Origin of the sequence: Chryseobacterium indologenes, assembly GCA_016025055.1 — a bacterium.
GTDB lineage: Bacteria > Bacteroidota > Bacteroidia > Flavobacteriales > Weeksellaceae > Chryseobacterium > Chryseobacterium indologenes.
The window spans coordinates 3,749,189-3,772,136 of record CP065590.1 but is presented as its reverse complement, the minus strand read 5'-3'; the positions used below and the strand labels follow the sequence as shown (position 1 = coordinate 3,772,136).

Annotated in this window: 23 protein-coding genes and 2 pseudogenes; 13 read left to right on the top strand and 12 right to left on the bottom strand. The window is 37.3% G+C overall.

The annotated features are described in order from the left end of the window. Positions 1-531: 531 nt before the first annotated feature. Genes H3Z85_17360 through H3Z85_17350 form a run of 3 tightly spaced genes read right to left on the bottom strand, consistent with a single transcriptional unit; the run spans position 532 to position 2,781 of the window. Positions 532-1,221 (bottom strand): Bax inhibitor-1/YccA family protein, encoded by a 690-nt coding sequence (locus tag H3Z85_17360; protein QPQ51100.1) that lies wholly within the window; start codon positions 1,219-1,221, stop codon positions 532-534. 31 nt (positions 1,222-1,252) lie between these two features. Then, positions 1,253-1,708: a peptidylprolyl isomerase gene (locus H3Z85_17355; protein QPQ51099.1), complete on the bottom strand. Its 456-nt coding sequence runs from the start codon at positions 1,706-1,708 to the stop codon at positions 1,253-1,255. A 38-nt stretch (positions 1,709-1,746) separates the two neighbouring features. After that, positions 1,747-2,781 (bottom strand): acyl-CoA reductase, encoded by a 1,035-nt coding sequence (locus H3Z85_17350; GenBank protein ID QPQ51098.1) that lies wholly within the window; start codon positions 2,779-2,781, stop codon positions 1,747-1,749. A 59-nt stretch (positions 2,782-2,840) separates the two neighbouring features. Here H3Z85_17350 and H3Z85_17345 point away from each other — a divergent pair, with 59 nt between their 5' ends. The 8 genes from H3Z85_17345 to H3Z85_17310 all read left to right on the top strand — a co-directional run bounded on the left by H3Z85_17345 (position 2,841) and on the right by H3Z85_17310 (position 11,905). Continuing rightward, positions 2,841-3,191 carry a 4Fe-4S dicluster domain-containing protein gene (locus H3Z85_17345; protein ID QPQ51097.1) on the top strand — a complete coding sequence of 117 codons (351 nt, stop codon included), beginning with the start codon at positions 2,841-2,843 and terminating at the stop codon, positions 3,189-3,191. 119 nt (positions 3,192-3,310) lie between these two features. Further along, positions 3,311-4,375, top strand: a complete 1,065-nt coding sequence (gene serC / locus H3Z85_17340; GenBank protein QPQ51096.1) for a 3-phosphoserine/phosphohydroxythreonine transaminase — start codon at positions 3,311-3,313, stop codon at positions 4,373-4,375. Positions 4,376-4,487: 112 nt separating this feature from the next. Further along, on the top strand, positions 4,488-5,453 hold the full coding sequence (locus H3Z85_17335; protein QPQ51095.1) for a D-2-hydroxyacid dehydrogenase: 966 nt from the start codon (positions 4,488-4,490) through the stop codon (positions 5,451-5,453). Positions 5,454-5,455: 2 nt separating this feature from the next. Beyond that, positions 5,456-6,700, top strand: coding sequence for a DUF1015 domain-containing protein (locus tag H3Z85_17330; GenBank protein ID QPQ51094.1), 1,245 nt, complete (start codon positions 5,456-5,458; stop codon positions 6,698-6,700). A 55-nt stretch (positions 6,701-6,755) separates the two neighbouring features. Continuing rightward, the gene (locus H3Z85_17325) at positions 6,756-8,162 is read left to right on the top strand and encodes a M28 family peptidase (protein QPQ51093.1); all 1,407 of its coding nucleotides are present in this window, start codon (positions 6,756-6,758) and stop codon (positions 8,160-8,162) included. A gap of 1 nt (position 8,163) precedes the next feature. Next, positions 8,164-9,525 (top strand): M20/M25/M40 family metallo-hydrolase, encoded by a 1,362-nt coding sequence (locus tag H3Z85_17320; GenBank protein QPQ51092.1) that lies wholly within the window; start codon positions 8,164-8,166, stop codon positions 9,523-9,525. Between the two features lie 2 nt (positions 9,526-9,527). Beyond that, on the top strand, positions 9,528-10,886 hold the full coding sequence (locus H3Z85_17315; protein QPQ51091.1) for a M20/M25/M40 family metallo-hydrolase: 1,359 nt from the start codon (positions 9,528-9,530) through the stop codon (positions 10,884-10,886). Between the two features lie 773 nt (positions 10,887-11,659). Next, complete coding sequence (locus tag H3Z85_17310) at positions 11,660-11,905, top strand: hypothetical protein (protein QPQ51090.1); 246 nt, start codon at positions 11,660-11,662, stop codon at positions 11,903-11,905. 83 nt (positions 11,906-11,988) lie between these two features. On the opposite strand, the gene H3Z85_17305 is transcribed toward H3Z85_17310, so the two are convergent. The 5 genes and pseudogenes from H3Z85_17305 to H3Z85_17285 all read right to left on the bottom strand — a co-directional run bounded on the left by H3Z85_17305 (position 11,989) and on the right by H3Z85_17285 (position 15,939). Next, entirely contained in the window at positions 11,989-12,210 is a 222-nt protein-coding gene (locus H3Z85_17305; protein ID QPQ51089.1) for a hypothetical protein, read from the bottom strand. 239 nt (positions 12,211-12,449) lie between these two features. Beyond that, on the bottom strand, positions 12,450-12,968 hold the full coding sequence (locus tag H3Z85_17300) for a hypothetical protein (GenBank protein ID QPQ51088.1): 519 nt from the start codon (positions 12,966-12,968) through the stop codon (positions 12,450-12,452). A 71-nt stretch (positions 12,969-13,039) separates the two neighbouring features. Further along, positions 13,040-14,076, bottom strand: a pseudogene (locus tag H3Z85_17295) (peptidylprolyl isomerase). 81 nt (positions 14,077-14,157) lie between these two features. Further along, positions 14,158-14,670 (bottom strand): hypothetical protein, encoded by a 513-nt coding sequence (locus tag H3Z85_17290; GenBank protein ID QPQ51087.1) that lies wholly within the window; start codon positions 14,668-14,670, stop codon positions 14,158-14,160. A gap of 197 nt (positions 14,671-14,867) precedes the next feature. Next, positions 14,868-15,939 (bottom strand): annotated as a pseudogene (locus H3Z85_17285) (branched-chain amino acid aminotransferase). Positions 15,940-16,024: 85 nt separating this feature from the next. On the opposite strand from H3Z85_17285, the gene mnmD reads away from it, so the two are divergent. The 3 genes from mnmD (at position 16,025) to H3Z85_17270 (ending at position 17,721) form a co-directional block, all read left to right on the top strand. Then, entirely contained in the window at positions 16,025-16,699 is a 675-nt protein-coding gene (gene mnmD, locus H3Z85_17280) for a tRNA (5-methylaminomethyl-2-thiouridine)(34)-methyltransferase MnmD (protein ID QPQ51086.1), read from the top strand. A gap of 74 nt (positions 16,700-16,773) precedes the next feature. Continuing rightward, positions 16,774-17,190, top strand: a complete 417-nt coding sequence (locus H3Z85_17275) for an NUDIX hydrolase (protein QPQ51085.1) — start codon at positions 16,774-16,776, stop codon at positions 17,188-17,190. Between the two features lie 114 nt (positions 17,191-17,304). Then, positions 17,305-17,721, top strand: a complete 417-nt coding sequence (locus H3Z85_17270) for an NUDIX hydrolase (protein ID QPQ51084.1) — start codon at positions 17,305-17,307, stop codon at positions 17,719-17,721. Positions 17,722-17,745: 24 nt separating this feature from the next. Here H3Z85_17270 and H3Z85_17265 read toward each other — a convergent pair whose 3' ends face one another. Continuing rightward, entirely contained in the window at positions 17,746-18,450 is a 705-nt protein-coding gene (locus H3Z85_17265; GenBank protein QPQ51083.1) for a DUF4294 domain-containing protein, read from the bottom strand. A gap of 51 nt (positions 18,451-18,501) precedes the next feature. Between H3Z85_17265 and H3Z85_17260 the strand changes: the two genes are divergently transcribed. Continuing rightward, complete coding sequence (locus H3Z85_17260; GenBank protein ID QPQ51082.1) at positions 18,502-19,575, top strand: M42 family peptidase; 1,074 nt, start codon at positions 18,502-18,504, stop codon at positions 19,573-19,575. Positions 19,576-19,709: 134 nt separating this feature from the next. Next, positions 19,710-20,360: a ribulose-phosphate 3-epimerase gene (locus H3Z85_17255; GenBank protein QPQ51081.1), complete on the top strand. Its 651-nt coding sequence runs from the start codon at positions 19,710-19,712 to the stop codon at positions 20,358-20,360. 205 nt (positions 20,361-20,565) lie between these two features. Here the strand turns inward: H3Z85_17255 and H3Z85_17250 are convergent, their stop codons facing one another. From H3Z85_17250 to H3Z85_17240, 3 genes are read right to left on the bottom strand one after another with little or no spacing between them, the layout of a single operon-like run. Then, positions 20,566-21,057: a DUF1772 domain-containing protein gene (locus H3Z85_17250; GenBank protein QPQ51080.1), complete on the bottom strand. Its 492-nt coding sequence runs from the start codon at positions 21,055-21,057 to the stop codon at positions 20,566-20,568. A gap of 28 nt (positions 21,058-21,085) precedes the next feature. Next, entirely contained in the window at positions 21,086-22,186 is a 1,101-nt protein-coding gene (locus H3Z85_17245; GenBank protein QPQ51079.1) for a DUF692 family protein, read from the bottom strand. Then, positions 22,186-22,407, bottom strand: a complete 222-nt coding sequence (locus H3Z85_17240) for a hypothetical protein (GenBank protein ID QPQ51078.1) — start codon at positions 22,405-22,407, stop codon at positions 22,186-22,188. The genes H3Z85_17245 and H3Z85_17240 overlap by 1 nt, the downstream gene beginning before the upstream one ends. Positions 22,408-22,948 lie beyond the last annotated feature (541 nt).

Here is a 22,948-nt window from a genome sequence, read left to right as displayed (position 1 = left end):
AATTATAAAACACAATACCTGAGGTTTTTTCCTCATTACTATACTTTTTTCTATTCTTTAAGAATCTTTATTTCAACGCTTAAATGTACTTCGAAGGACCTTAACCGGTCACATGGAGCTGGATGTTGTATGGAAAACTTTAAAGAATACCCTATAAAATCCCGGTGATATTTTCATCAGGATTTTTTTTGTTTTTGATTTAAAACGCGAATATTGCAAATAACATCGATACCTATGCAATCATTCGTATACTCTGTGGTAGAAAATCTATTTAGTCACAAAGCTTAAAACACTTAAGCTGATATTAAGTGTCAGATAAGCTGCTGAAAACTTTATAACAGAATATTCATCATAATTCCCGGCTAAAGCTTATGGATAATATTTTACTAAGTAAACCGGCTAAAAAACACTCCTATTGAATTCTTGTTATTAGTGGGGCCATTAGGCTAATTCGTATTTAAAAAATCATGTATATGTAAAAAAATCCCGATGAAAATATCACCGGGACTATGTGTAAAAGATATCTGTCTGTTAGTTTCTTCTGCTCATCAATATGCTTAGGATGTACCAGAATAAAAGCATAATAGATGCAAAAAGCTGTAATGCAGCTCCTACATACTGGTTGGTACCATACGAGTCTTTTAACTTACTTGTCTGATATAGAATAGTAGCTGAAGCCAGGATCACCATTCCAACCGAAAACCATAATCCAAGGTTAAATCCGAAGATCATTCCTGCTACGATAAGTCCGATAGAAATGAATCCGCCAATAATGATGATATTTCTTAAAAAAGAAAAATCTCTTTTAGAAGTAAATGCAACCCCGGAAATACCGGCAAACATAGCAACCGTTAAAGTTGCAGCCTGGAAGATCACCTCAGTTCCTCCGGTCATATTAACAGCAATAAAAAGCAAAGGCATAAAAATCACTGCTTCCAGAAGAATATAAAATCCTAAGCCAAGGTATTGTGTTGATTTGCTTTGTGAAAGGGACCATTTGGAAGCTAAAATTGAAGCTAACCAGAAAACCCCGATAATCAATAGCCAAATATACCTCTGGCCAAACATCATCGCAATGAGTTGTGGCGGAACTATATTCAATAAGATAGTTTCAACCCCGATAAACGCAAGGATTGATAAAGCAACGTGCAAATACGTTTTCTTGTAAAAATTCGCCTTCTCCACTTCCGAAGAATGAGCGACTAAAACATCTGTCATCATAGTTAATATTTTTTAGTTAATCGAAAATAATTTATTTGTCTTTCTTGGCGGGCAATACTCCGAGAATTTTCCCGTCATCCTCAAATACAGCGCTGATCACTTCTTTCGAAGAAGTCTCTCCTGCATACTTATACTTGATACTCGGATGATTAATTCCATCCATTGTTTTATAGTATCCTGCTTTTAATACCTCAAGTTTTTTACCGGGATCGATACCTGCCTTTACTTTCTTAAGGACATCATCGGTCACAATTTCCTTTACTTTATCTGAAAGCAACCCGTCAATTGTTTTGCGGTCAGAAGCCTGCAAAGCGACAACAAATGCCTGGAAATTATCATTATACAATCCGATTTTCTCCTTGCTGATTGTAGCCTGCTGTTCTTTATTCTGTGGTTTCTCAACTTGCAGACCAACCACTTTCTGGGCAAACATTAATTGTCCTCCGATCACTGCAAGTCCTAAAAATAATTTTTTCATATAATCCATTTTGTTATTAGTTAAATAAGTGAAGGAAGATACGAAAATCAGACCAGTTCCAAAAACTTCATCGTATCCACATTATCTGCATAAGTATCAAGCCCCGGATTCTGAGTCTCTCCAAAGTAAACAGAGTCCGGAATCAACTGATCTTTAGCGACCACACATTGAATATTTTCTTCGTTCCCCGCAATAAAATTTTTCACATCATCCAATGACTCATATCTACTGAAATTAATCACGGAAAGCGGGCTGAATAATTTGTCATCTTCTTTAAGCATTACAAAATTATTATCCCAGAATTTATCCTGATTCAAAAGATACACGGCTCTGTTGTAATCGTAATTATTGGCATATTTGTTATGATTGATGATATCCTGGAATCCCAGAAAGTTTTCAAACAACCTATCGATCACAAAGTCTTTAGGAATAAAAATCCTGGTCACATTTCTACAGCCTAGTCCAAAATACCGGAAGATGTCTTTAGCCAGCAGCTGAAGTTCCTCATCAGTTTCATCCCCTTTCAATACAGCAACAGATGTCCTGTTTTTTCGGATAATACTTAAATGGTTTTTAAAATAATACTCCAGGTATCTCGCTGTATTGTTGCTTCCGGTGGCAATGACCGCATCAAAATTTTCTAATTTCTCTACGAATTCAAATTCTACATTTCCATCAGAAAATTCTTTCCATTTGTTTAACAGGAACGGAATCAGATATTTATCTTTTGAAGATAATTTGATCACAGCTATATGGTTGCTCAACACTACGGCAATCACATCGTGAAACCCAACCAAAGGAATATTTCCGGCCAAAATTAATCCTACTCTCTTGGAAATCTTTGAGATCGAATAATTCTGAAGCCAGTTTTTTATATTCTCTTCAGTCAATAAATCTGCCCACTGCTGCAAGGCAAATTTCTGATTATCAACTGTAAACCATGGATTTTCAATTTCAGATTTCTTTAATAATAATTCAATATTAACATCATCTTCATTCTGATCTTCAATTTTCTTAGCTAAAAAAGCCTGTATATAATCGCTTAACTTAATAAGTCCTAAAACTTGATTTTCGGTATTCATAATTACTTTAAAATTGGGGAATATTTTGTAATTTTGTGCAAATTTAAAAAAAATTAGCGATGGCTATTAAAATAACTGATGAATGCATTAACTGTGGGGCTTGTGAACCTGAATGCCCGAATAATGCAATATATGAAGGAGCCGTAGATTGGAAAGCTTCGGAAGGTACTAGTCTTCAAGGTACTGTAACACTTCCTTCAGGACTTACTGTAGACGCTGATGCACCACAGGAACCGGTGAGCGACGATGTGTATTTCATTGTAACAGATAAATGTACCGAATGTAAAGGATTCCATGAGGAGCCACAATGTGCAGCCGTTTGTCCGGTAGACTGCTGTGTTCCGGATGAAGATCATGTAGAATCAGAAGAAGCTTTACTTAATAAAAAAGCATTCTTACACGGCGAATAAAAAAACACCGTCTCATGCTTTGTGAGGCGGATTTTTTTAACTATAGCTTAATAATTTTAATAGAAAACCTCAATACAGCTGAAAAAACAAAATTTCTTCAGCAACCAAAAAATAAAAATATGAACAAAAAGCACAACTTCAGCGCAGGACCATGTATTTTACCACAGGAAGTATTTGAAAAATCAGCACAGGCAATCCTGGATTTCAATGGTATTGGATTATCCCTTCTTGAAATTTCTCACAGAAGTAAGGATTTCGTTGCCGTAATGGACGAAGCACGTGCAATTGTAAAGAGATTGATGAATCTTGGTGATGATTATGAGGTAATTTATTTAGGAGGCGGTGCAAGCATGCAGTTTGCCATGGTACCTTACAACCTGATGAAAGTTGGTGGAAAAGCCGCTTATCTGGATACGGGCACATGGGCAGCCGGGGCTATTAAAGAAGCAAAAAAACTGGGATCAGTAGATGTTGTAGGTTCCTCAAAGGAAGAGAACTATTCTTTTATTCCCAAAGGTTATACAGTGGGTTCAGAATATGACTATTTCCACTGTACTTCCAACAACACGATCTACGGAACCCAGATGAAAACTTTCCCTGAGGTGGATACCCTGATGGTTTGTGACATGAGTTCTGATATTTTTTCAAGACAGCTTGATTTCTCTAAATTTGATTTAATTTATGCGGGAGCTCAAAAAAATATGGGGCCTGCCGGAGTTACTTTAGTCGTTATCAGAAAAGAAATCCTGGGAAAAACAGGCAGAGAAAATATGCTTTCTATGCTGGACTATTCTCAACATATTGCCAAAGAATCGATGTACAATACCCCACCGGTATTCCCTGTATATGCCTCTTTGTTGACGCTTCAGCACCTTGAAAACAACGGAGGTATCGCTGCTGCAGAAAAAAGAAATGAAGCAAAAGCTAAACTTTTATACGACGAAATAGACAGCAACCCTCTATTCGAAACATTCTGTGTAAAAGAAGATCGTTCTCTAATGAATGTTTCTTTCAATATTACCGATGAAAGCAAGAAGGAAGCATTCGATAATGCATGGAAAGCGGCTGGTATCAGCGGATTAAACGGCCACAGAAGTTTAGGTGGTTACAGAGCGAGCTTATACAACGCCCTGACGATTGAAAGCGTACAGGTTTTGGTGGACGTAATGAAGTCAATAAAATAGCTTATATTAGGCGACCGAAAAAATAAAAAGATTAAGACAACAGATATCAGATAGCAGACCTTGCGACCAAAGTTCTGATATCTTACCTCAAACATCTATAATAAAATAACACATGAAAGTTTTAGCAAACGATGGAATCTCAAAATCAGGAGAACAGGTTTTAAAAGAAGCCGGAATTGAAATCCTGGACAATAGAGTGGCTCAGGATCACGTTATTAATTTTATCAACGATAATAATGTGGATGTTCTTCTGGTAAGAAGTGCTACTAAAGTAAGACAGGATCTGATCGATGCATGTCCCGGTCTTAAAATTATCGGACGAGGCGGTATCGGAATGGATAATATTGATGTAGATTATGCAAAAAGTAAAGGGATTAAAGTAATCAATACCCCTAACGCATCTTCAAAATCAGTTGCTGAACTCGTGTTCGGACATTTCATTTCACTGGCAAGATTTCTTCATGAATCAAACAGACTAATGCCTTTGGAAGGAGACACTCACTTCAATGCCATGAAAAAGTCATTCAGTAACGCGTATGAACTTTCTGGAAAAACATTAGGAGTCATCGGCTTTGGAAGTATTGGCCAGGAAGTCGTAAAAATAGGAATCGCTTTAGGAATGAAGATCAAGGTCCTGACAAAAAGCCCGAAAACAAAAGTTCTCAGCTTGAACTTTTTTGACGGACAATCTGTCAGCTTTGAAATCAGTTCTACCAATGATATGGATGCGTTCCTTAAAGATACAGACTTTATCAGCATCAATACACCCAAAACGAATAACTACATTATAGATACCCCTCAGTTTGAAAAAATGAAAGACGGAGTCTATATTGTCAATACTGCAAGAGGCGGAGTCATCAATGAAGTCACCCTGAACGATTTTATTGACTCAGGAAAAGTGGCCGGAGCCGCACTGGACGTTTTCGAAAATGAACCCAGCCCGGAACTGCCCCTATTGATGAACCCGGCATTATCACTTTCTCCACATGTCGGAGGAAATACGGTAGATGCGCAAGAGAAAATCGGTATCGAACTTGCAGAACAAATTATTAAGCTACAAAAAGAAACTATAAGATAAATATGCCTGTTTTTAAACCTTTCCGTGGAATAAGACCTCATAGAGATATTGAGAGCACTTTCCCTACTCATCCACTGGATAATTTCACCCAGGAAGAGATTGCAGAGAAAGCTCAAGTCGAAAATACTTACATCAACATGATTAAACCCTATGTTGTAAGTAAATCTAAAGATATTGACCGGAACTTAAGGAAGATCCGCTCCACATTTGAAGAACTTCTGGACGAGAAAAAACTGATCCAGGACAATTCTTCGTATTATCTTTATGAGCAGATCTATCCCAATAAACAGGTTTTCAGAGGACTTCTCGGGTTGGCAAGCATTGAAGATTTCTGGAACGGAAAAATCAAAAGGCACGAAAGTACCATTCCTCAGAAAAAGGAAAATCTCGCACATTACCTTGAGAAAGTAAACTTACAGGCAGAACCTGTATTGCTTACCTACCCTGCCAATTCAAAAATTGAATTGCTGATGAACCATGAGGAGAAGAATGTTCCTATTTTCAATCATACAGATACCATTGGAATCAGACATAAGATCTGGAGAATAGACAATCGTCTCAAGCTCCAGCAGTTCAAAGAAGTCATCGACCAGATCGATTCATTTTATATTGCGGACGGCCACCACAGAATTGGCTCTACCGCGTTAAATGCCAAACGTCATAAAGAGAAAAATAAAAGACACACCGGTACTGAACTTTACAACTTTGTATACAGCTTTATCGTTTCGAACCAGTCTATTAAAATTCACGATTATAACAGGATTTTACACGATCTGAACGGCATTTCCAATGAAGACTTTCTGAAGGAGCTGGACAAGTATTTCCTTATTCACGAAAAAGGTGAAACACCTTACTTCCCTTCACAAAAATTCCATATCTCAATGTATCTGGATGGTAAGTTTTATTCCCTTCACGTGAAACATGACCTTCGTTCCAGAGAAATGTCTCTGGATAATCTGGATCACCATCTTTTAGACAAATATATTTTTAAAAATATCTTAAAAATTGAAGATCCGGACAGCTCTGAGCTGATTTCCTATGTAAAAGGAACGTCTAACATCAACGGAATTAATATTTTAAAAGAAAAGATTGACAATGGTGAAGGTAAAGTCGGATTTGGAATTTACCCTGTAAGTTTCAATGACATGATTAAAATTTCAGACTTAAAATTAAGCATGCCGCCAAAATGTACATTCATTGAGCCAAAATTGATTACAGCTCTGTTAATGTACGACATGAAACCTTAGTAAATTCCTATTTTTTCCCTACTTTTATCATTGGAAAAAGAAAGGTAAATAAAAAATGAAAAAAATATTCATTATACTTCCACTCTTTTTGAGTGGATTTTTATTTTCTCAAAAAAAGCCACAGAAAAAGGTCACCAATAAAACAGCGATTCCTGTAAAATTAAATTATCATCAAGAATTTGAAAAGATCTCAGATGAGATTATGACCAATGGTAAGGCCTATGATCATCTCGGAGAACTGACAAAAGGTATCGGACCCCGTTTCAGTGCCACTACCGGTTATGAGAAAGCAGTAGAATGGGCTGAAAAAAAGTTTAAGGAAATCGGAATCAATATGATCTGGAGACAAGAAGCCAAAGCCCCGGTCTGGATCAGAGGGAAAGAATCTCTCCATATCAAGACAGGAAATGGTGACTGGAAAAATATAAGGATGCTTTCTTTCGGAAACTCCGAAGGCACAGGCGGAAAAGACCTTACGGGAGAAATTGTATTAATTAATTCCACTTCAGAACTCAATGCAATGTCTATAGGTCAGCTAAAAGACAAAATAGTTTTTGTGAATGTACCTATGGATCCTAAAATTATTAACACCAGTGATGCCTATCTGCAGACGGCAAAATCTAAATTAATCTCAGCATCTGTCATTGCTAAAACAGGAGCAAAAGCTTTAATTATAAGATCACTGACAACAGCAAGCGACGATGTTCCCCATGCAAAAATGATTTACTACGAACCGGATGATAAAGTTAAAATTCCTGCTTTATCAATAGGAGTAAAATCTGCTGATGAGCTGGAAAAAATATTGAAAAAGCAAAAAGTCACTGCTAAAATCAACATGACCGCAGAATCAAAAGCCAGTACTACCAATCCGAATATTATCGCTGAAATTGAAGGTAAAAAAGATACTAAAGTGATTGTTTTAGGCGCACAGCTTGATTCCTGGGATGTTGGCGAAGGTGCCATTGATGACGGAACCGGCGTTGTGCAGTGTATCGAAGTTTTAAGGGCATTGAAAGCACTTGGATACGAAAATAATCACACGATCAGGGTCGTCTTATACGCCAACAGTGAAAACGGAGGACAGGGACGTGAAATGTATGCTGCTTATGTGAAAAAGAAAGAAGAAAAACATATATTCGCTTTAGGCACAGATGCAGGAGGATACTCACCCCGGGGATTCTCTCTGGACATGTCACCGCAACGGAGAAGATTGATTTATCCATGGAAAGATTATTTTCTTCCTTACGGGGTTTATGATTTCGACCAGACAGAAGCCATTCAGGATATTGCACCTTTAAAAAAACTGGACATTCCGTTGGCAGAGCTAGTAGTAGATACACAAAGGTATTTTGATTATCATCATTCTGAACAGGATACCTTTGATAAGGTCAATAAACGTGAGCTTTTGCTGGGAGCGGTAGCAATGACTCAATTAATTTTTATGGTTGATAAAAACTGGTAATATGAAAAGGATAGCAAATCTATCATTATTAATTTTAGGAGTAACTTTTTTATCTGCTCAGACTCAAGCAGATTCCCTGGAATTTAACAGGATATCTACAGAAATTCTGAATAACGGAAAAAGCTACACTGAGCTGAAAGAGCTTACACAAAATATCGGCAACCGCTTAAGCGGGTCTGAAGCGTATGAAAAATCTGTAAAATGGGCCGAACAAAAGCTTCGTGATGCCGGAGCAGACAAGGTATGGCTCCAGGAAGTCATGATCCCCGTCTGGGTGAGAGGCAAAGAATCATTGCACATCCAGACCTCCCACAGCAATTGGAAAAGCCTCAAAATGCTTTCTCTGGGGAATTCTGAAGGTACAGGCGGAAAAGATGTTTCAGGAGAAATCATTATGGTTAAATCCCTTAAAGAATATGACAAACTCCCTGCTGAAAAGGTAAAAGATAAAATCGTGTTCTTTAATTATCCTTTTAATCAGGAACATGTACAGACTTTTATAGCCTATCGTGAAGCAGGAGCCTACAGGCGTACTGCAGCTTCATTAACCGCTAAAAAAGGAGGAAAATTTGCCATTATACGTTCTCTTTCTTCAGCTTTTGATGATGTTCCGCACACAGGTAATATGCGTTATGATGAAGACATAAGCAAAGTTCCTGCAGTAACCATCGGAAATACATCAGCTGATGAATTGGAAGCCCTAGTGCAAAAACAGAAGGTATTTGCAAAGCTCAATTCCAATTGTGGTATGAAAGGAGAAAAACTCTCCCATTCTGTCATTGGTGAAATTACCGGTAAAAAAGACCAGAGTGTCATTGTTGTAGGAGGACATCTTGATTCGTGGGATGTAGGTGAAGGCGCTCATGATGACGGCGCCGGGATTGTTCAGAGTATTGAAGTATTAAGAACTTTCAAAAAATTGGGAATACAGAATAATCACACCATCAGAGCGGTTTGTTTTGCCAACGAAGAAAATGGAACAAAAGGTGGGAAACAGTACGGGAAAATCACCAAAGAAAATAACGAAAAACATCTTTTTGCCATAGAATCTGATGCCGGAGGATTTTCTCCACGCGGAATCTCGCTGGAAATGGACGACGCTAAAAGAAACCAGATCAAAAGCTGGGGACATCTCTTTCTGCCTTATGGGGTTTACAATTTTGAAGGAAAATATTCAGGTTCAGACATTGCCCCACTTCATGAAATGGGTGTTCCTACGGCAGAACTTGTTCCCGATCCCCAACGTTATTTTGACATTCATCATACCACTGAAGATACTTTTGAAAAAGTCAACCGAAGAGAACTCTTACTCGGTGCTGCGGTAATGACACAACTTATTTATATGATTGATAAAAATTGGTAACAATGAAAAAAATAATAGGTACTGCCTTATTACTTTCCGGAATGGCTGCATTTGGCCAAACACAGGAAGATTCTATCCAGTTCAAAAAGATCTCCACTGAGATTTTGAATAACGGAAAAGGCTATAATGAATTACGGGAACTTACAAAAACAATAGGTCACCGTCTAAGCGGCTCTGAAGCTTATGAAAAATCTGTAAAATGGGCCGAACAAAAACTTCGTGACGCCGGAGCAGACAAAGTATGGCTTCAGGAAGTCATGATCCCGGTTTGGGAAAGAGGCAAAGAATCCTTACACATCAAAACCTCCAACGGAAACTGGAAAAGCCTTAAAATGCTTTCTTTAGGAAACTCTGAAGGGACAAAAGGTAAAGATGTTTCAGGAGAAATCATCATGGTAAAATCGATGGAAGAGTATAATAATCTTCCGGCAGAAAAAGTGAAAAATAAAATCCTGTTCTTTAACTACCCTTTCAACCAGTCTTTCATAGAAACTTTCAAAGGATATGGCGATGCGGCAAAGTACAGAACAACAGCAGCTTCTTTAACGGCAAAAAAAGGAGGAAAGTTTGCGATTATCCGTTCCCTTTCTTCAGCGTTCGATGATATTCCACACACGGGAGCTATGCGTTATGAAGACAACGTATCGAAAGTACCGGCTGTAGCAATCGGAAGTACAACAGCTGATGAACTGGCAGCTTTATTGAATAAACAGAATGTCACCGCAAAACTCAATTCCAATTGTGGAATGAAAGGAGAAAAACTCTCCCACTCTGTCATTGGCGAAATTACCGGTAAAAAAGACCAAAGCGTCATTGTTGTCGGAGGCCATTTAGATTCCTGGGATGTGGGTGAAGGAGCCCACGATGATGGTGCCGGAATTGTTCAGAGTATTGAAGTGTTAAGAACTTTCAAAAAACTGGGTTTACAAAATAACCATACGATACGGGTAGTTTGCTTCGCCAATGAAGAAAATGGGGTAAAAGGCGGAATCCAGTACGGTAAAACAGTAAAAGAGAAGAATGAAAAACATCTTTTTGCTATCGAAACCGATGCAGGTGGCTTTGCACCGAGAGGAATTGCCCTGGACATGGATGATGCAAAAAGAAAGCAAATTAAGAGCTGGTCGAAACTATTCATCCCGTATGGTGTTTATAATTTTGAAGAAAGATTCTCAGGAACAGATCTGTATCCGCTTCACGACATGGGAATTCCCGCAGCTGAATTGATGCCGGATTCTCAACGTTATTTTGATATCCACCATACTGAAGAAGATACCTTTGAAAAAGTCAACAGAAGGGAGCTTTTACTGGGAGCAACAGCCCTGACACAGATTATTTATATGGTTGATAAAAACTGGTAATCTCAGAAAACAGGTATTAGACTATATACAAAAGAAGCCCATATAAGTTCTGAAAAATCAGGACTTATATGGGCTTTTTAAATAGTACTCAACAGATTACATTCATAAATACTTCAAGCTTATTTTGTTTTGACAGGCTTTTTCCAGACTTTTAAAAATGTTCTTGCTCTATATTTTAATCTATACAAGGAATTTTTCCAGGCGTGACCAAAACCTCCTCCCGATTCCCAATTCTCCGTTTAAAATACAATTTTCCCTTTGTTTTCTCATCGTTTAAGGAAATAATTCACTTATCACATTTAAAAACAAACACTTACACCCATTAAAAACAAAGCGTTAATCACTAAATTGTCACTTTGGCATGATATTCGCATGTAATTTATCGAGAAAAAATTATAAAAAAGCACTAAGGATGAGAAAAAAGGTTTTCTGTGGATTTTCAGTTTTCCACTGATTCAAAGTTCATATTGATGTATATGAATCCTTTTTTTCTACGATGCCGTAAAAGATACGGGAAACGTGGTGAATGAACCCTCGGTTTGTTTTTCACAGCAGTTGTATGCACCGTATCTGACTGGTATCATCTACCCTCGAATCATGTAGATAATGATTCAAAATATTGATACTCCGGGTTTTTAATCCGGCGTCATAATAGTGAATAAACGGCAAAGCTATCGCGAACCTTAGCCCAGTAAGAGAGTATGCCATTCTTTTTACCGTGATCAGTATGCTGCTTTATAGATAAATAATGTATAACCCTTAAAATGTTAGTAATGATGAGAGCCTTTTTTGAAATGATTTTTAAGAGAAATGAAGACGCTGCAAAAATGCATATCTGGAGCCTGTTGTTGGTATTGAGTTTTGCTGCCTTTTCAGTGTTGGTATATACTTCAAAACCAAGTTTTAACAGCTTAATAATATATCTGACCGCATTTGCCGCTTATATAGGCTTTGGCCTTGTATTCATCAGTTCCCTTGCAGGAACGGACATGAAGAAAAGATCCGGCAGAAACGTATAACTTTTTAATCTTTCTTTTACTAAAGAACCGCCCTTTTGGGGCGGTTTTTTGATAATAGGAACTATTATCGCATCGTACAAAATTTATTCATTAAACATATCTTTCATGATTTTATCAAGCAGTTTTTCGGTCTGCTCTTCAATCATTTTCTCAGACTTTTGAACCAGTTCTATCCTGAAAGGATCGCAACAGGCTTTTATTCCAAACCCTTCATCTGTTTTTACAAATTCCGGATGTAAGCCGTGTTCTTTACAAACATCTGATTCAATTTCCTGTTTTATTATATCATAATCCAGATCAAACATATTTTATATTTTAGTATTCGTAAGTACCTGATAAAGATAACAGTAAAAAATATCTGACAAAATCCGTATTTCTACGGTATTTTTATTCCAATAAAAAAACCACCCGCAAAGGTGGCTTTGTATTGTATTCTTTCATCTTCGTATCAAAAGGACGTTCCTGACTAACAAGTTTTATAATTTTTCAAGAATTTTTCCCGGCAAAATAGGGGTGAGCTGAGGTCTATTTTCTTTTTCAACAATCAAAAACTTCCAGTTTTTTGATCTTTTGAAACAGCACATGCTTTCATCCCGGTATTGATCAGGTAGTAATCTCCATCGCTGAAATATTTCACATATTCCTTTCCGTATCGGGTCATTACTGCATCATTCATTTTTTGCTTCACTGATTCCGCATCATGAATGACCTTCCAGTCAATTTTAAACTTCATGGTGAAAGAATAGTTGACCACTGAAAAATATTCACCATCGATAAATTCAGGCTTTTCAACGTTATTTATTTCAAATTTTTGAATATCAGTAATGAAAGCAGGATTATTATAAGACAACGTCAAAACTTTAAAAACCTGCTCCCGTGTTACAGCATTTACATATTTAGGATATACTAAGTTTACAGCATTCTCAATATCCTTTTCTTTTATATTTTTGAAAAAAGTCATAAAATCTCTTTTCACGCCTACTTCATCATCAACTTTTCCAGTCTGGCCAAAGGACAAAACTGAAAAAAGTGAAATAATACCTACGATTAATTTTATCTTCATCTCTTAACATTAAAACCATTCACAAAAAAACCACCCTTTTGCGGGGCGGTTTATATTTTTATAAGATGTACTTATTTTACTTTTACAAGCTCTACATCGAAGACCAACCAAGAGTTTGGCGGGATCACCCCTCCTGCTCCTCTTTCTCCGTAAGCCATAGCAGGCGGGATCAATAAAGTAGCAGTTTCACCTTCTTTTAATAAAAGGATCCCTTCATCCCATCCTTTGATAACTCTCCCCATTCCGATAGGAATTTCGATAGGCTCGTTTCTTTTGAATGAAGAATCGAATTCGGTACCGTCAACCAATTTCCCTGCATAGTGTACAGAAACATTGTCGCCAGCTTTCGGAGCTTTTCCGTCAGCAGTTTTTGTAATTTTATAGTAAAGACCTGATTCAGTTTTCTGCATACCGGCTTTCAGGTTCTCAACAAGTTTTTCCTGGTTTGCTTTGAATTCTTCTTCTTTTTTCTTTTTTCAGCTTCTTCTTTTGCGATGTACGCTTTATTGTTTTCTGCGATTTTTGCTTTTCCTTCGTTAAAAGTCTTAGCAGCATCGTAGTTTTTGTACTCGTCACCTTTACCGAAAATAGAAACTTTCTCTAAAACGATATCTGTTTTTGGTTTATCCTGAGCTCCTTTTTCTACGTTAGCAATAGCATCAATCACATCATTACCTTTTACCACTTTTCCGAAGATCGTGTGTCTTCCGTCTAACCAAGGAGTAGGTATTTCAGTAATGAAGAACTGGGAACCGTTTGTGTTGGGTCCAGAATTCGCCATAGAAAGAATACCTTTTCCTGTATGCTTAAGATCGTTCTTCTCATCCTCGAATTTATATCCGGGATCTCCCATTCCTGTTCCCTGAGGATCTCCTCCCTGGATCATGAAATCTTTGATCACTCTGTGGAAAATAGTTCCGTCATAGTAAGGAACTCCCTTAGCCTTAGCTTTGTTGTCGATTTTCCCTTCAGCAAGACCGATAAAGTTGGCTACAGTTACTGGTGCTTTCTTGTCTTCAAACTTAACGATCATGTTACCTTTAGTGGTTTGAAGATTGGCATAAAGTCCGTCATTAAGACCTTCGTAAGTTTCTTTGTCTACGTTCATTTTTTTATAAATTGGGGTACAACTCATCAGCGAAATACTTGCCGCTGCCAGAATTATATTCTTGTTAAACAATTTCATTTGTTATAAAGCTTTTAATTTTATGATTAATGGGATGTCATTGTCTATTTTTTTTTCGTCTCCAAAGGTTCCATACGCCAAAGAGGACGGTACCAAAAGTGTCACTTCTTCACCATCATGTATAAAACGCAAAGCATTTTCTACCGCTTTCAATTCATCAAAGTGCCCGAATCTGGCATCTCTCCTTTCAATCGGATTGTCATAAATTTTGGTCTGATCAAAATCATACAGATCATAAGAGTATGAGATCATGCTATTATCCGCTCTCCTTTCTCTCTGATCATATCCATCCACTGTTATCCAATAATTAAGTTGTGTAGGATAATACTTTACAGGCTGGCTATTGATCCAATCCTGGATCTGCCCTCTTTCTATAGTATTCAGATTTTTCATCCTGTTTCTGGAAACATCCAGATCCTTTTGGCTTAAAACACCGCCTACAGGGGGATGAGCCGTCTGTGCATTCCTGTTGCAACCCAACAGACTGATGACTGATATGAAGACTAATTTTTTCATAAACATTTGCGAAAATACACATTTCAAGAATCAATTACAAAACTTGATGAAGAAATGTATGATCGTATTGATGTATTTCTATCGTAACCTGTTATTCAGTTGATTTTCGGATATAGTGTAAAGGTCGTACTCCAATTGTATGTGTATATAAAAAAGCCGGGAATACCCGGCTTTTATAATAGTTTATTTTAATAATATTAAACGGTTTCAAGTACGTGATCAACTGCCACTCTCCATCCGAACGGATCTTCGGAAAGATTGTTTTGAAGGTCAACAAGATCTTTCTTAAGAATAGCAGCATAACTTTCTTCCGGAGACAATCTTGGAAGCTCCAGTTTTTTACCTTCATATCCTAAGGCCTGGAATTCAGTAGTCACTACCGCTGTACCTACACCCCATACTTCTTTAAGACTACCATCTTTCAAAGCTTCGATAACAGTTTTTACAGCAACAGGTTCAATTTTCACTTCAATTCCTCTTTTCTTCGCCAGTTGAATGAAGCTGTCTCTTGTTACCCCGTCAAGGATCTTCTCAGAAGTCGGTGGTGTATAGATCGTATCGTTGATTCTTACGAATACGTTCATAGTACCACTCTCTTCAAAATACTCGTGAGTAGCATCATCGGTCCAGATGATTTGTTCATATCCTTCCTCGATTGCCAGTTGTGTCGGGTAGAAAGAAGCGGCATAATTTCCTGCTGCTTTCGCAGAACCTACTCCTCCGTTTGCTGCTCTTGAATAGTGGTCAGATATTTTTACAGAAACAGGTTCTGCATAATAGCTCTTCGCCGGGGTGGCTACAATAGCAAACATGTATTTATTGGCAACTCTTGCTTTTAAAGCTTCCTCTGTAGCAAAAATTAATGGTCTGATATATAATGACATTCCTTCACCCTGAGGAATCCAGTCTCTGTCGATATCTACTAATGCTTTTAATCCATCTAAAAACATTTCTTCAGTTACCTCAGGCATAGCAAGACGCTTTGCTGATTTATTGATACGTTCAAAATTCTTTTCTGGCCTGAAAAGGAAAACCTGCCCGTCTTTGTCTTTATAGGCTTTCATACCTTCGAAACAAGCTTGTCCATAATTTACTCCCATCATGGCAGGCGTAAATGGAATCGGACCGTAAGGAACTAATTTTACATCCCCCCCATTTTCCGTCTTCATACTCACATATGATCATATGATCAATGAAAGTACTACCAAATGAAAAATTGTTCGGGTCGAATGTAGAAATTCTGGAGTTTTCAGTTTTTTGAATTATCATTTTTAAAAATTTTTACGATGTTCTACAAATTTAACATAATTTTCTAAATATAAAAATTTTAGAGTAAATTTGACAAAAAAATAGCTTGAAAAGAGAAATAAAGACTACAAACGACGGAAGCAAAACATTGTTTATCAGTGACTTAAATGAAAACTACCATTCCCATCACGGAGCGCTACAGGAAGCCGAACACGTGTTTATCAAAAATGGATTAAACTTAGTTAATGATTACGAAATTAATATTTTAGAACTAGGATTTGGAACAGGTTTGAATGTTTTGGTGACAATTAATGAATATTTAAAAACTGACAAAAATCATGTCATTAATTATTTTTCACTCGAAAAATACCCCATAAATGAATCCGAAGTTAACGACCTGGCATATTTTGAGCTTTTTGATAACCCGGAGTTCAAAAATATTTATCAGAAAATTCATCTGGCAGATTGGGAAAAACCAGTTGAAATCATTAGTGGATTTAACTTAAAAAAGATAGAATGTGACTTTTTCGACCTGAAAAGCATACATCTGCCAGAAATAAATCTCGTTTTCTTTGACTGTTTTGGAGCACGGGTACAACCTGATCTATGGGAAAAACCATTATTCGAGCTGGTTTCGGACAAAATGGCCATTAACGGATTATTAACAACATATTCTTCTAAAGGAAGCGTAAGAAGGATTCTACAGGAACTCAATTTTAAGGTAGAGAAAAAACAGGGGCCTCCCGGAAAAAGAGAGATGATTAACGCGATAAAGTTGTAGCTTGTTGCTATTTTCCCCTTTCGCTTCCGTAAAAATTCTTACCTTAGCTAGACAAAATATTATACCTTATATATATGATAGACAAGATCAACATTAGAGTGTATGCTTGTGCGGTAAAAGATAAGAAAGTTTTAACCTTATTTGAAGAATATGCCGGCGAACCTTTAGTGAAATTTCCAGGTGGAGGATTAGAATATGGAGAAGGTGTACTGGAATGTTTACATCGTGAATTTGATGAAGAGCTGAATGTGAAAATAGATATTGTAGAACACTTCTATACTCAGGAAAATTTTCTGGTATCACGATTCAGAGAGAATGAGCAGCTTCTTACCATATATTATATAGTTAATATCACCAATGAAGAAGACTTCCTTATTCTAGATCCCTGCATCGAAAAAACAGAATGGATGGAGATTGACCGGCCGGACAATCCTTTTCCTCTCCCGATAGACAAAATTGTATTTGATAAATTAAAAGAAAAGTTCCTATGATCATAGGAACTTTTCTTTTATAGAAGTAAAATTTTTTAAGCAAATATATTTTCATCTAATTATTTCAATACACTGTGAATAAAAACATGTATTTTTATATTGAAAATTAATTCTATGAAAAATAATTTTAACATCAGGACATATGCTTGTGTTATCAGGAACAACTCCGTTCTGGCATTATTTGAAAAATTTATGGGGAATACGGTCCTTAAATTTCCGGGAGGAGGTTTGGAATTCGGAGAAAGTTTGCTGGATTGTCTTCACAGAGAATTCGACGAGGAGCTGAATGTAAAAATTAAGATTCTGGAACATCTGTATACGCAGGACCATATTATTACTTCGCATTTCAAAGATGGCAGGCAGCTCTTATCAATTTATTATGTAGCAAAAATTATGAATGAGGAAAATCTCAGGATCAAAGATGAAGGTATTGAAAAAGCAGAATGGCTGCCCATCAATATCATTAAAAACCCTTTTTCTCTGATAGCTGATCAGATTGCCTTTGATAAATTAAAAGAAAAATACCTGTAAAGCTTCTTACAGGTATTTTTATATTTATTTTTTTACTTTGAAATCATTCGCACCGGGATAAGGTTGCAGATAACCTGAATTCCAGTTTGACTGAAGTAATGATTCTACAAATTCATCCGTCCTGTTTTTATGGGGATCATATTGTTCTTTCAGGTCGATATCAGCCATCTTTCCTTTGACGTTCCACCAGAAAGCGCTCCATCCGCCTCTTAACTCCTTGATAATCTCATAAACGTTCTTACCTGTGGATCTGTTCATGAGTTTTGCAAAAACCTGCCCTTCAGTGGTGGTAAGATCTCTTAATTGCTTTTCATATTGGTCAGCCAGCATATTTTGTCTTTCCCGGACAAATTTCCTTTTGGCTTTGCTGTCCATATCATTCATATCCTTCTGAATGTCCCTGTATTGCTGCAATGCAGTCACAAACAAAGGATAGACCCTGTATAACTTTTTATTGAGAAAATAATAATAATTCTTATCCAGCTGATTATTAAATCTCGGTTTATTGACCAAAACCAGTTCATCCAATACAACTACAGGCTCTCCGTTAACTTCATATACCTTGACTTTCTGCCTTTCATCATAATAATATTTGTTGCCAAACTCATCCACTTTTAAAGACTCAGGTGGATACTGATTAAGTGGTTTTGCCTCCACAGTATCTTTCTGACCAAAAACACTGACTCCAAAAAAGAAGATAAAAAGACAGATAATCTTACTAAAATTCATTATTTTTACACTTATAAGAACAAAAATTGAACGCAAAAATCATTCCTTTTTATGAAATTTGAAAAGAAATCTTTGAAATTTTTAGAAAAATATTTAAACACTTCATCACCAACCGGTTACGAACACAAAGGACAGGAAGTCTGGATGGATTACATCAGACCCTATGTTGACAAAATAGAAGTAGATCATTACGGAACGTGCTATGGCATCATTAATCCTGAGGCTGAATTCAAAGTAGTGATAGAAGCTCATGCCGACGAAATCTCATGGTATGTCAATTATATTACGGATGACGGACTGATCTACGTGATCAGAAACGGAGGTTCAGACCAGACCATTGCACCTTCTAAAGTAGTTCATATTCACGGAGAAAACGGGATAGTAAAAGGGGTATTCGGATGGCCGGCTATCCACACCAGAAGCAACCAGAACGAACCTACTCCTAAAATCGAGAATATATTCATCGATTGTGGGGCAACTTCCAAAAAAGAAGTGGAAGAAATGGGAATCTTTGTAGGGTGCATGATCACCTACCCTGATGAATTCTTTGAAATGAACGACAGATATTTTGTCTGCAGAGCCCTGGACAACAGAATCGGAGGTTTTATGATTGCTGAAGTGGCAAGACTCTTAAAAGAAAATAAGAAATCTATTCCTTTTGGTCTTTATATCACCAACTCCGTACAGGAAGAAGTAGGTTTATATGGAGCGGATATGATTGCTGATACAATCAAGCCCAATATTGCAATCGTTACAGACGTTACCCACGACACCACCACTCCCATGATTGAAAAGAAAAAAGAAGGTGATCAGAAGTGTGGGGACGGCCCTGTGGTATTCTTCGCACCAAGTATTCATCATACGATCAGGGAGCTAATCATCGATACTGCCAAAAATAAAAAAATACCTTTCCAGAGAGCAGCTGCCAGCAGAGCTACAGGAACCGACACTGATGCGTTTGCCCATTCAAACGGCGGTGTACCAAGTGCTTTAATTTCCTTACCTTTGCGTTATATGCATACAACGGTAGAAATGGTTTCTAAGGAAGACGTAGGTAATGTGATCAAACTTATCTACGAAACGATCCTGAAGATCAAGCCGGAAATGAAACTGAAGTATCATTAAAGACACCAGAGGTCATATATCAGATGCCAGACTATAACAACAGCATTCTAAATCTAATATCTGACGTCTTTTATCTGATATCTGATGTCTGATGTCTAATATCTGAAATCTAAGTAAAAGTATAAAAAGTAAAAATGAAAACGAAGCTTATTGCTCCATCCCTTTTATCTGCAGACTTTGGGAATCTGCAAAGAGATATTGAAATGTTAAACAGATCTCAGGCCGACTGGTTCCACATCGATGTGATGGACGGAAGATTTGTTCCCAACATTTCATTTGGTTTTCCTGTGATGAAAACGGTTCAGCAGCATGCTAAAAAATTTGTAGACGTTCATTTGATGATCGTTGAGCCGGAAAAGTATGTTGATGAATTTATCAACCATGGTGCAGACCTTGTTTCCATACATTATGAAGCATGTACACACCTTCACAGAACCATTCACCATATCCAGAGTAAAGGAGCGAAAGCAGGGGTTGTTCTGAATCCTTCTACCCCAGTTCTGATGCTTGAAGACATTATTGCTGATGTGGATCTGGTTTTATTAATGAGTGTAAACCCCGGATTCGGAGGTCAGAAATTCATTGAAAACACCTATAAAAAGATTGCTGAAACGAAAGATCTTATTGTAAGCAACAATTCTACAGCTCTAATTGAAGTAGATGGCGGTGTAAACCTTGATAATGCTTCCAAATTATTTGAAGCCGGAGCCGATGTTCTTGTTGCCGGAAATGCAGTATTTTCTGCAGAAAGCCCGGAGAGAACGATTGAGCTTTTAAAAATTTAAGGTCATTTTTGATAATAAAGAAAAAGGCAGCTCTATTGGGGCTGCCTTTTTCTCATTGAGATCAGAATCTTCCTGGTTATTATTTTTCAATATTATTTTAAATACTTAACTTCCTTCCTGGTAACAAGACAAAGATCCGGATAAAACCCTTACGATCCATCCGTAGAAATACGGAATTTATAAGTAAGTACTTTCACTTAAATTCTTAAACTTCTTTATTCCAAATACAGGCGCAAACCACCAGGGTAATACTGATTATGGAAAAAACGGTTCTTATATTATTCAGAAAATTCCATCTGCTTTCAAAATTATCCCGCATTTGTTTAAGAGCTTCTGCCGAAGAGCCCGCAATATCAAACTTATCAAGAATATCATTCATCGGAACATTTCCTCCTGCTGTTACTCCAAAAACACCTATCAAATAGGCTAAGGTTGCCAGTAAAAGGAAGACAAACGTTGGTTGCTGCCCCCGAAACACAAAAGCAGATACCGGAAGAAGGATCGCTGTTCCCATAAAGCTCATAAAGAAAACCGGATTGAGTATTTCCCTGTTGATATTTTGCATCGCTTTGAGATATTCAGCATCGGAAAGTTTTCCGAGCCCAAGTACAACAGAGCAGGAATATGCATAGAACAAACCCGCTATAAGGGCTGTAAGCACAGCAGTACCAAGTAATAAAAGAGTTGCCATTTTCATATAATTTGATTTGTGATGATTAGTATATTTAATAGGGATTCCATTTTTTTATAATTTCCTGAGCTGTAAATATCATTTCAGGATCCCAGCCGGCAGTATTAAAATAATGAAAATTTTCATTTTTAATGGAATCTACATGTGTACCGTCAAACAACAATTTTGTAAGCCTTGACTGTTCTTCATATAAAACAGGGTCTTCAACAGGATATTTTGAAAGTTCAAATTCTTTTTTTATCCATAAATCTCCCTGCCTTTCATGACCCGCCGAAGAGTCTATTATTGTTTTCACCCTCATAAAGTCAGAAAAAAAATCATCCTCTTCCTCTTTAGTTTTTATCGTGTGGCCAAGTCTTTCGATAATGATATATTCTAAATTTTCACAGTGTGACAGTACAAACGGCAGTATGGCAAATATTTCTTCCGGAATGGTATGATCGTGAGTATCTCTGCGGATCATTTTTTTCCCATAAACACTCTCCTGCCAGCTGCCTCCCGAAAGGTGGATTTCTTTCACCTTTTGAAGAGGATACAACTTGATAATTTCTTGTATATCCACATCAAAATTACAGGACTGACAATACATATTATGAAGGTCAAGAATTAGAAATCCCCCGGAATTGTCTATCAGTTTTTCAAGAAAAACACCCTGTTCTTTAACATCATCAAGGCAGAAAGAAAATGCAAGATTTTCTATTCCCACAGGTATATTGACGGCGTCCTGAAGCCTTTGAAGCCTGTCTTGTCCGATCTGTAATGTTATGGGGTGCAAAGGTACGGGCAACGGAACTCCCTGGTGAAAGTTTTCAGTATTCATAAATCCGAAATGCTCAGTAATATGATTGTAGTTTCGTTTGCTGACTTCGTCTTTCAACCTGCTGAGCCATATTTCCTGTCTGTCGGTCCATTGAGCGTCAAACAGAGAATAATAAACACCATGCCCTATTAAACGATTATTCTCTGCATAAAAATTCAACAGATCACGGAGCCAGTCCGGTTCGTTTGTATTAAATAAGGTATCGAATGACCATTCCAATACTTCTACTGAATTGTTTTGCAGCAAAGGTAAAGCTGCAGAAACAAATTCAGCTTCCGGCATCATCGATAATCCTAATAATGGTTTTCTCATCATTATCCCATTCCGCAAGCCGGACAATTAAAAGGAGCGCGTACCAATGTATCTTTTTTTACTACAGCCTTGGGGGTTGCCGGTTTGGGTTTACCGGGAGCTTCGGGATTGACGATTTTTTTTACTTTTTTCACAGGCTTTTTACTTTGGCCGGCAGGCTTCGTGGTCTGTGCAGAAACTCCTACCGCTAATAAACCAGCCATTACTAATGTTGGAATTTTCATAATTGTCATTTTTACATAAGTTTTACAACAAGCGTTCCACTTGATATTATATTGGTTCCCTCCTCCATCATCCAATATTCAAATTATTGACACTGAGATAATTAATTTTCCTCAACATTTGGTTATTTTCCTATGATTTCGCTTTTCCTCGCTTTCAGCTCTGCAATACTCTTTTGAAGATCAGAAATATCAGACGCAGTTTCTCGGTCCTTTCCAGATAACGCTTGTATTTTCAATCTTACTTTTTCTATGGCTTTAGTATCCTGAGGGCTTGTGTTTTGCAGCGTATTAAGCTCGGTTGTTTTCTGGTTAATTTTAGTTGTGTTATTTTCTTTTTTTTGAGATTTTTTACAACTTGATCTTCCTGACGTTGGATGAGCTGATCAATTTGTGAAACAGAATCCGCGGGACTTAACGGCCTGTTCATATGTTGAAACTGTCTGTTCATTTCCTGCGCCTGCCTTATCTGCTGGTTATGAATGCTCATTGCCGCTGAACCATTCGATTGTCCGAAAGATAAGCATACCCCACCAGAGATATA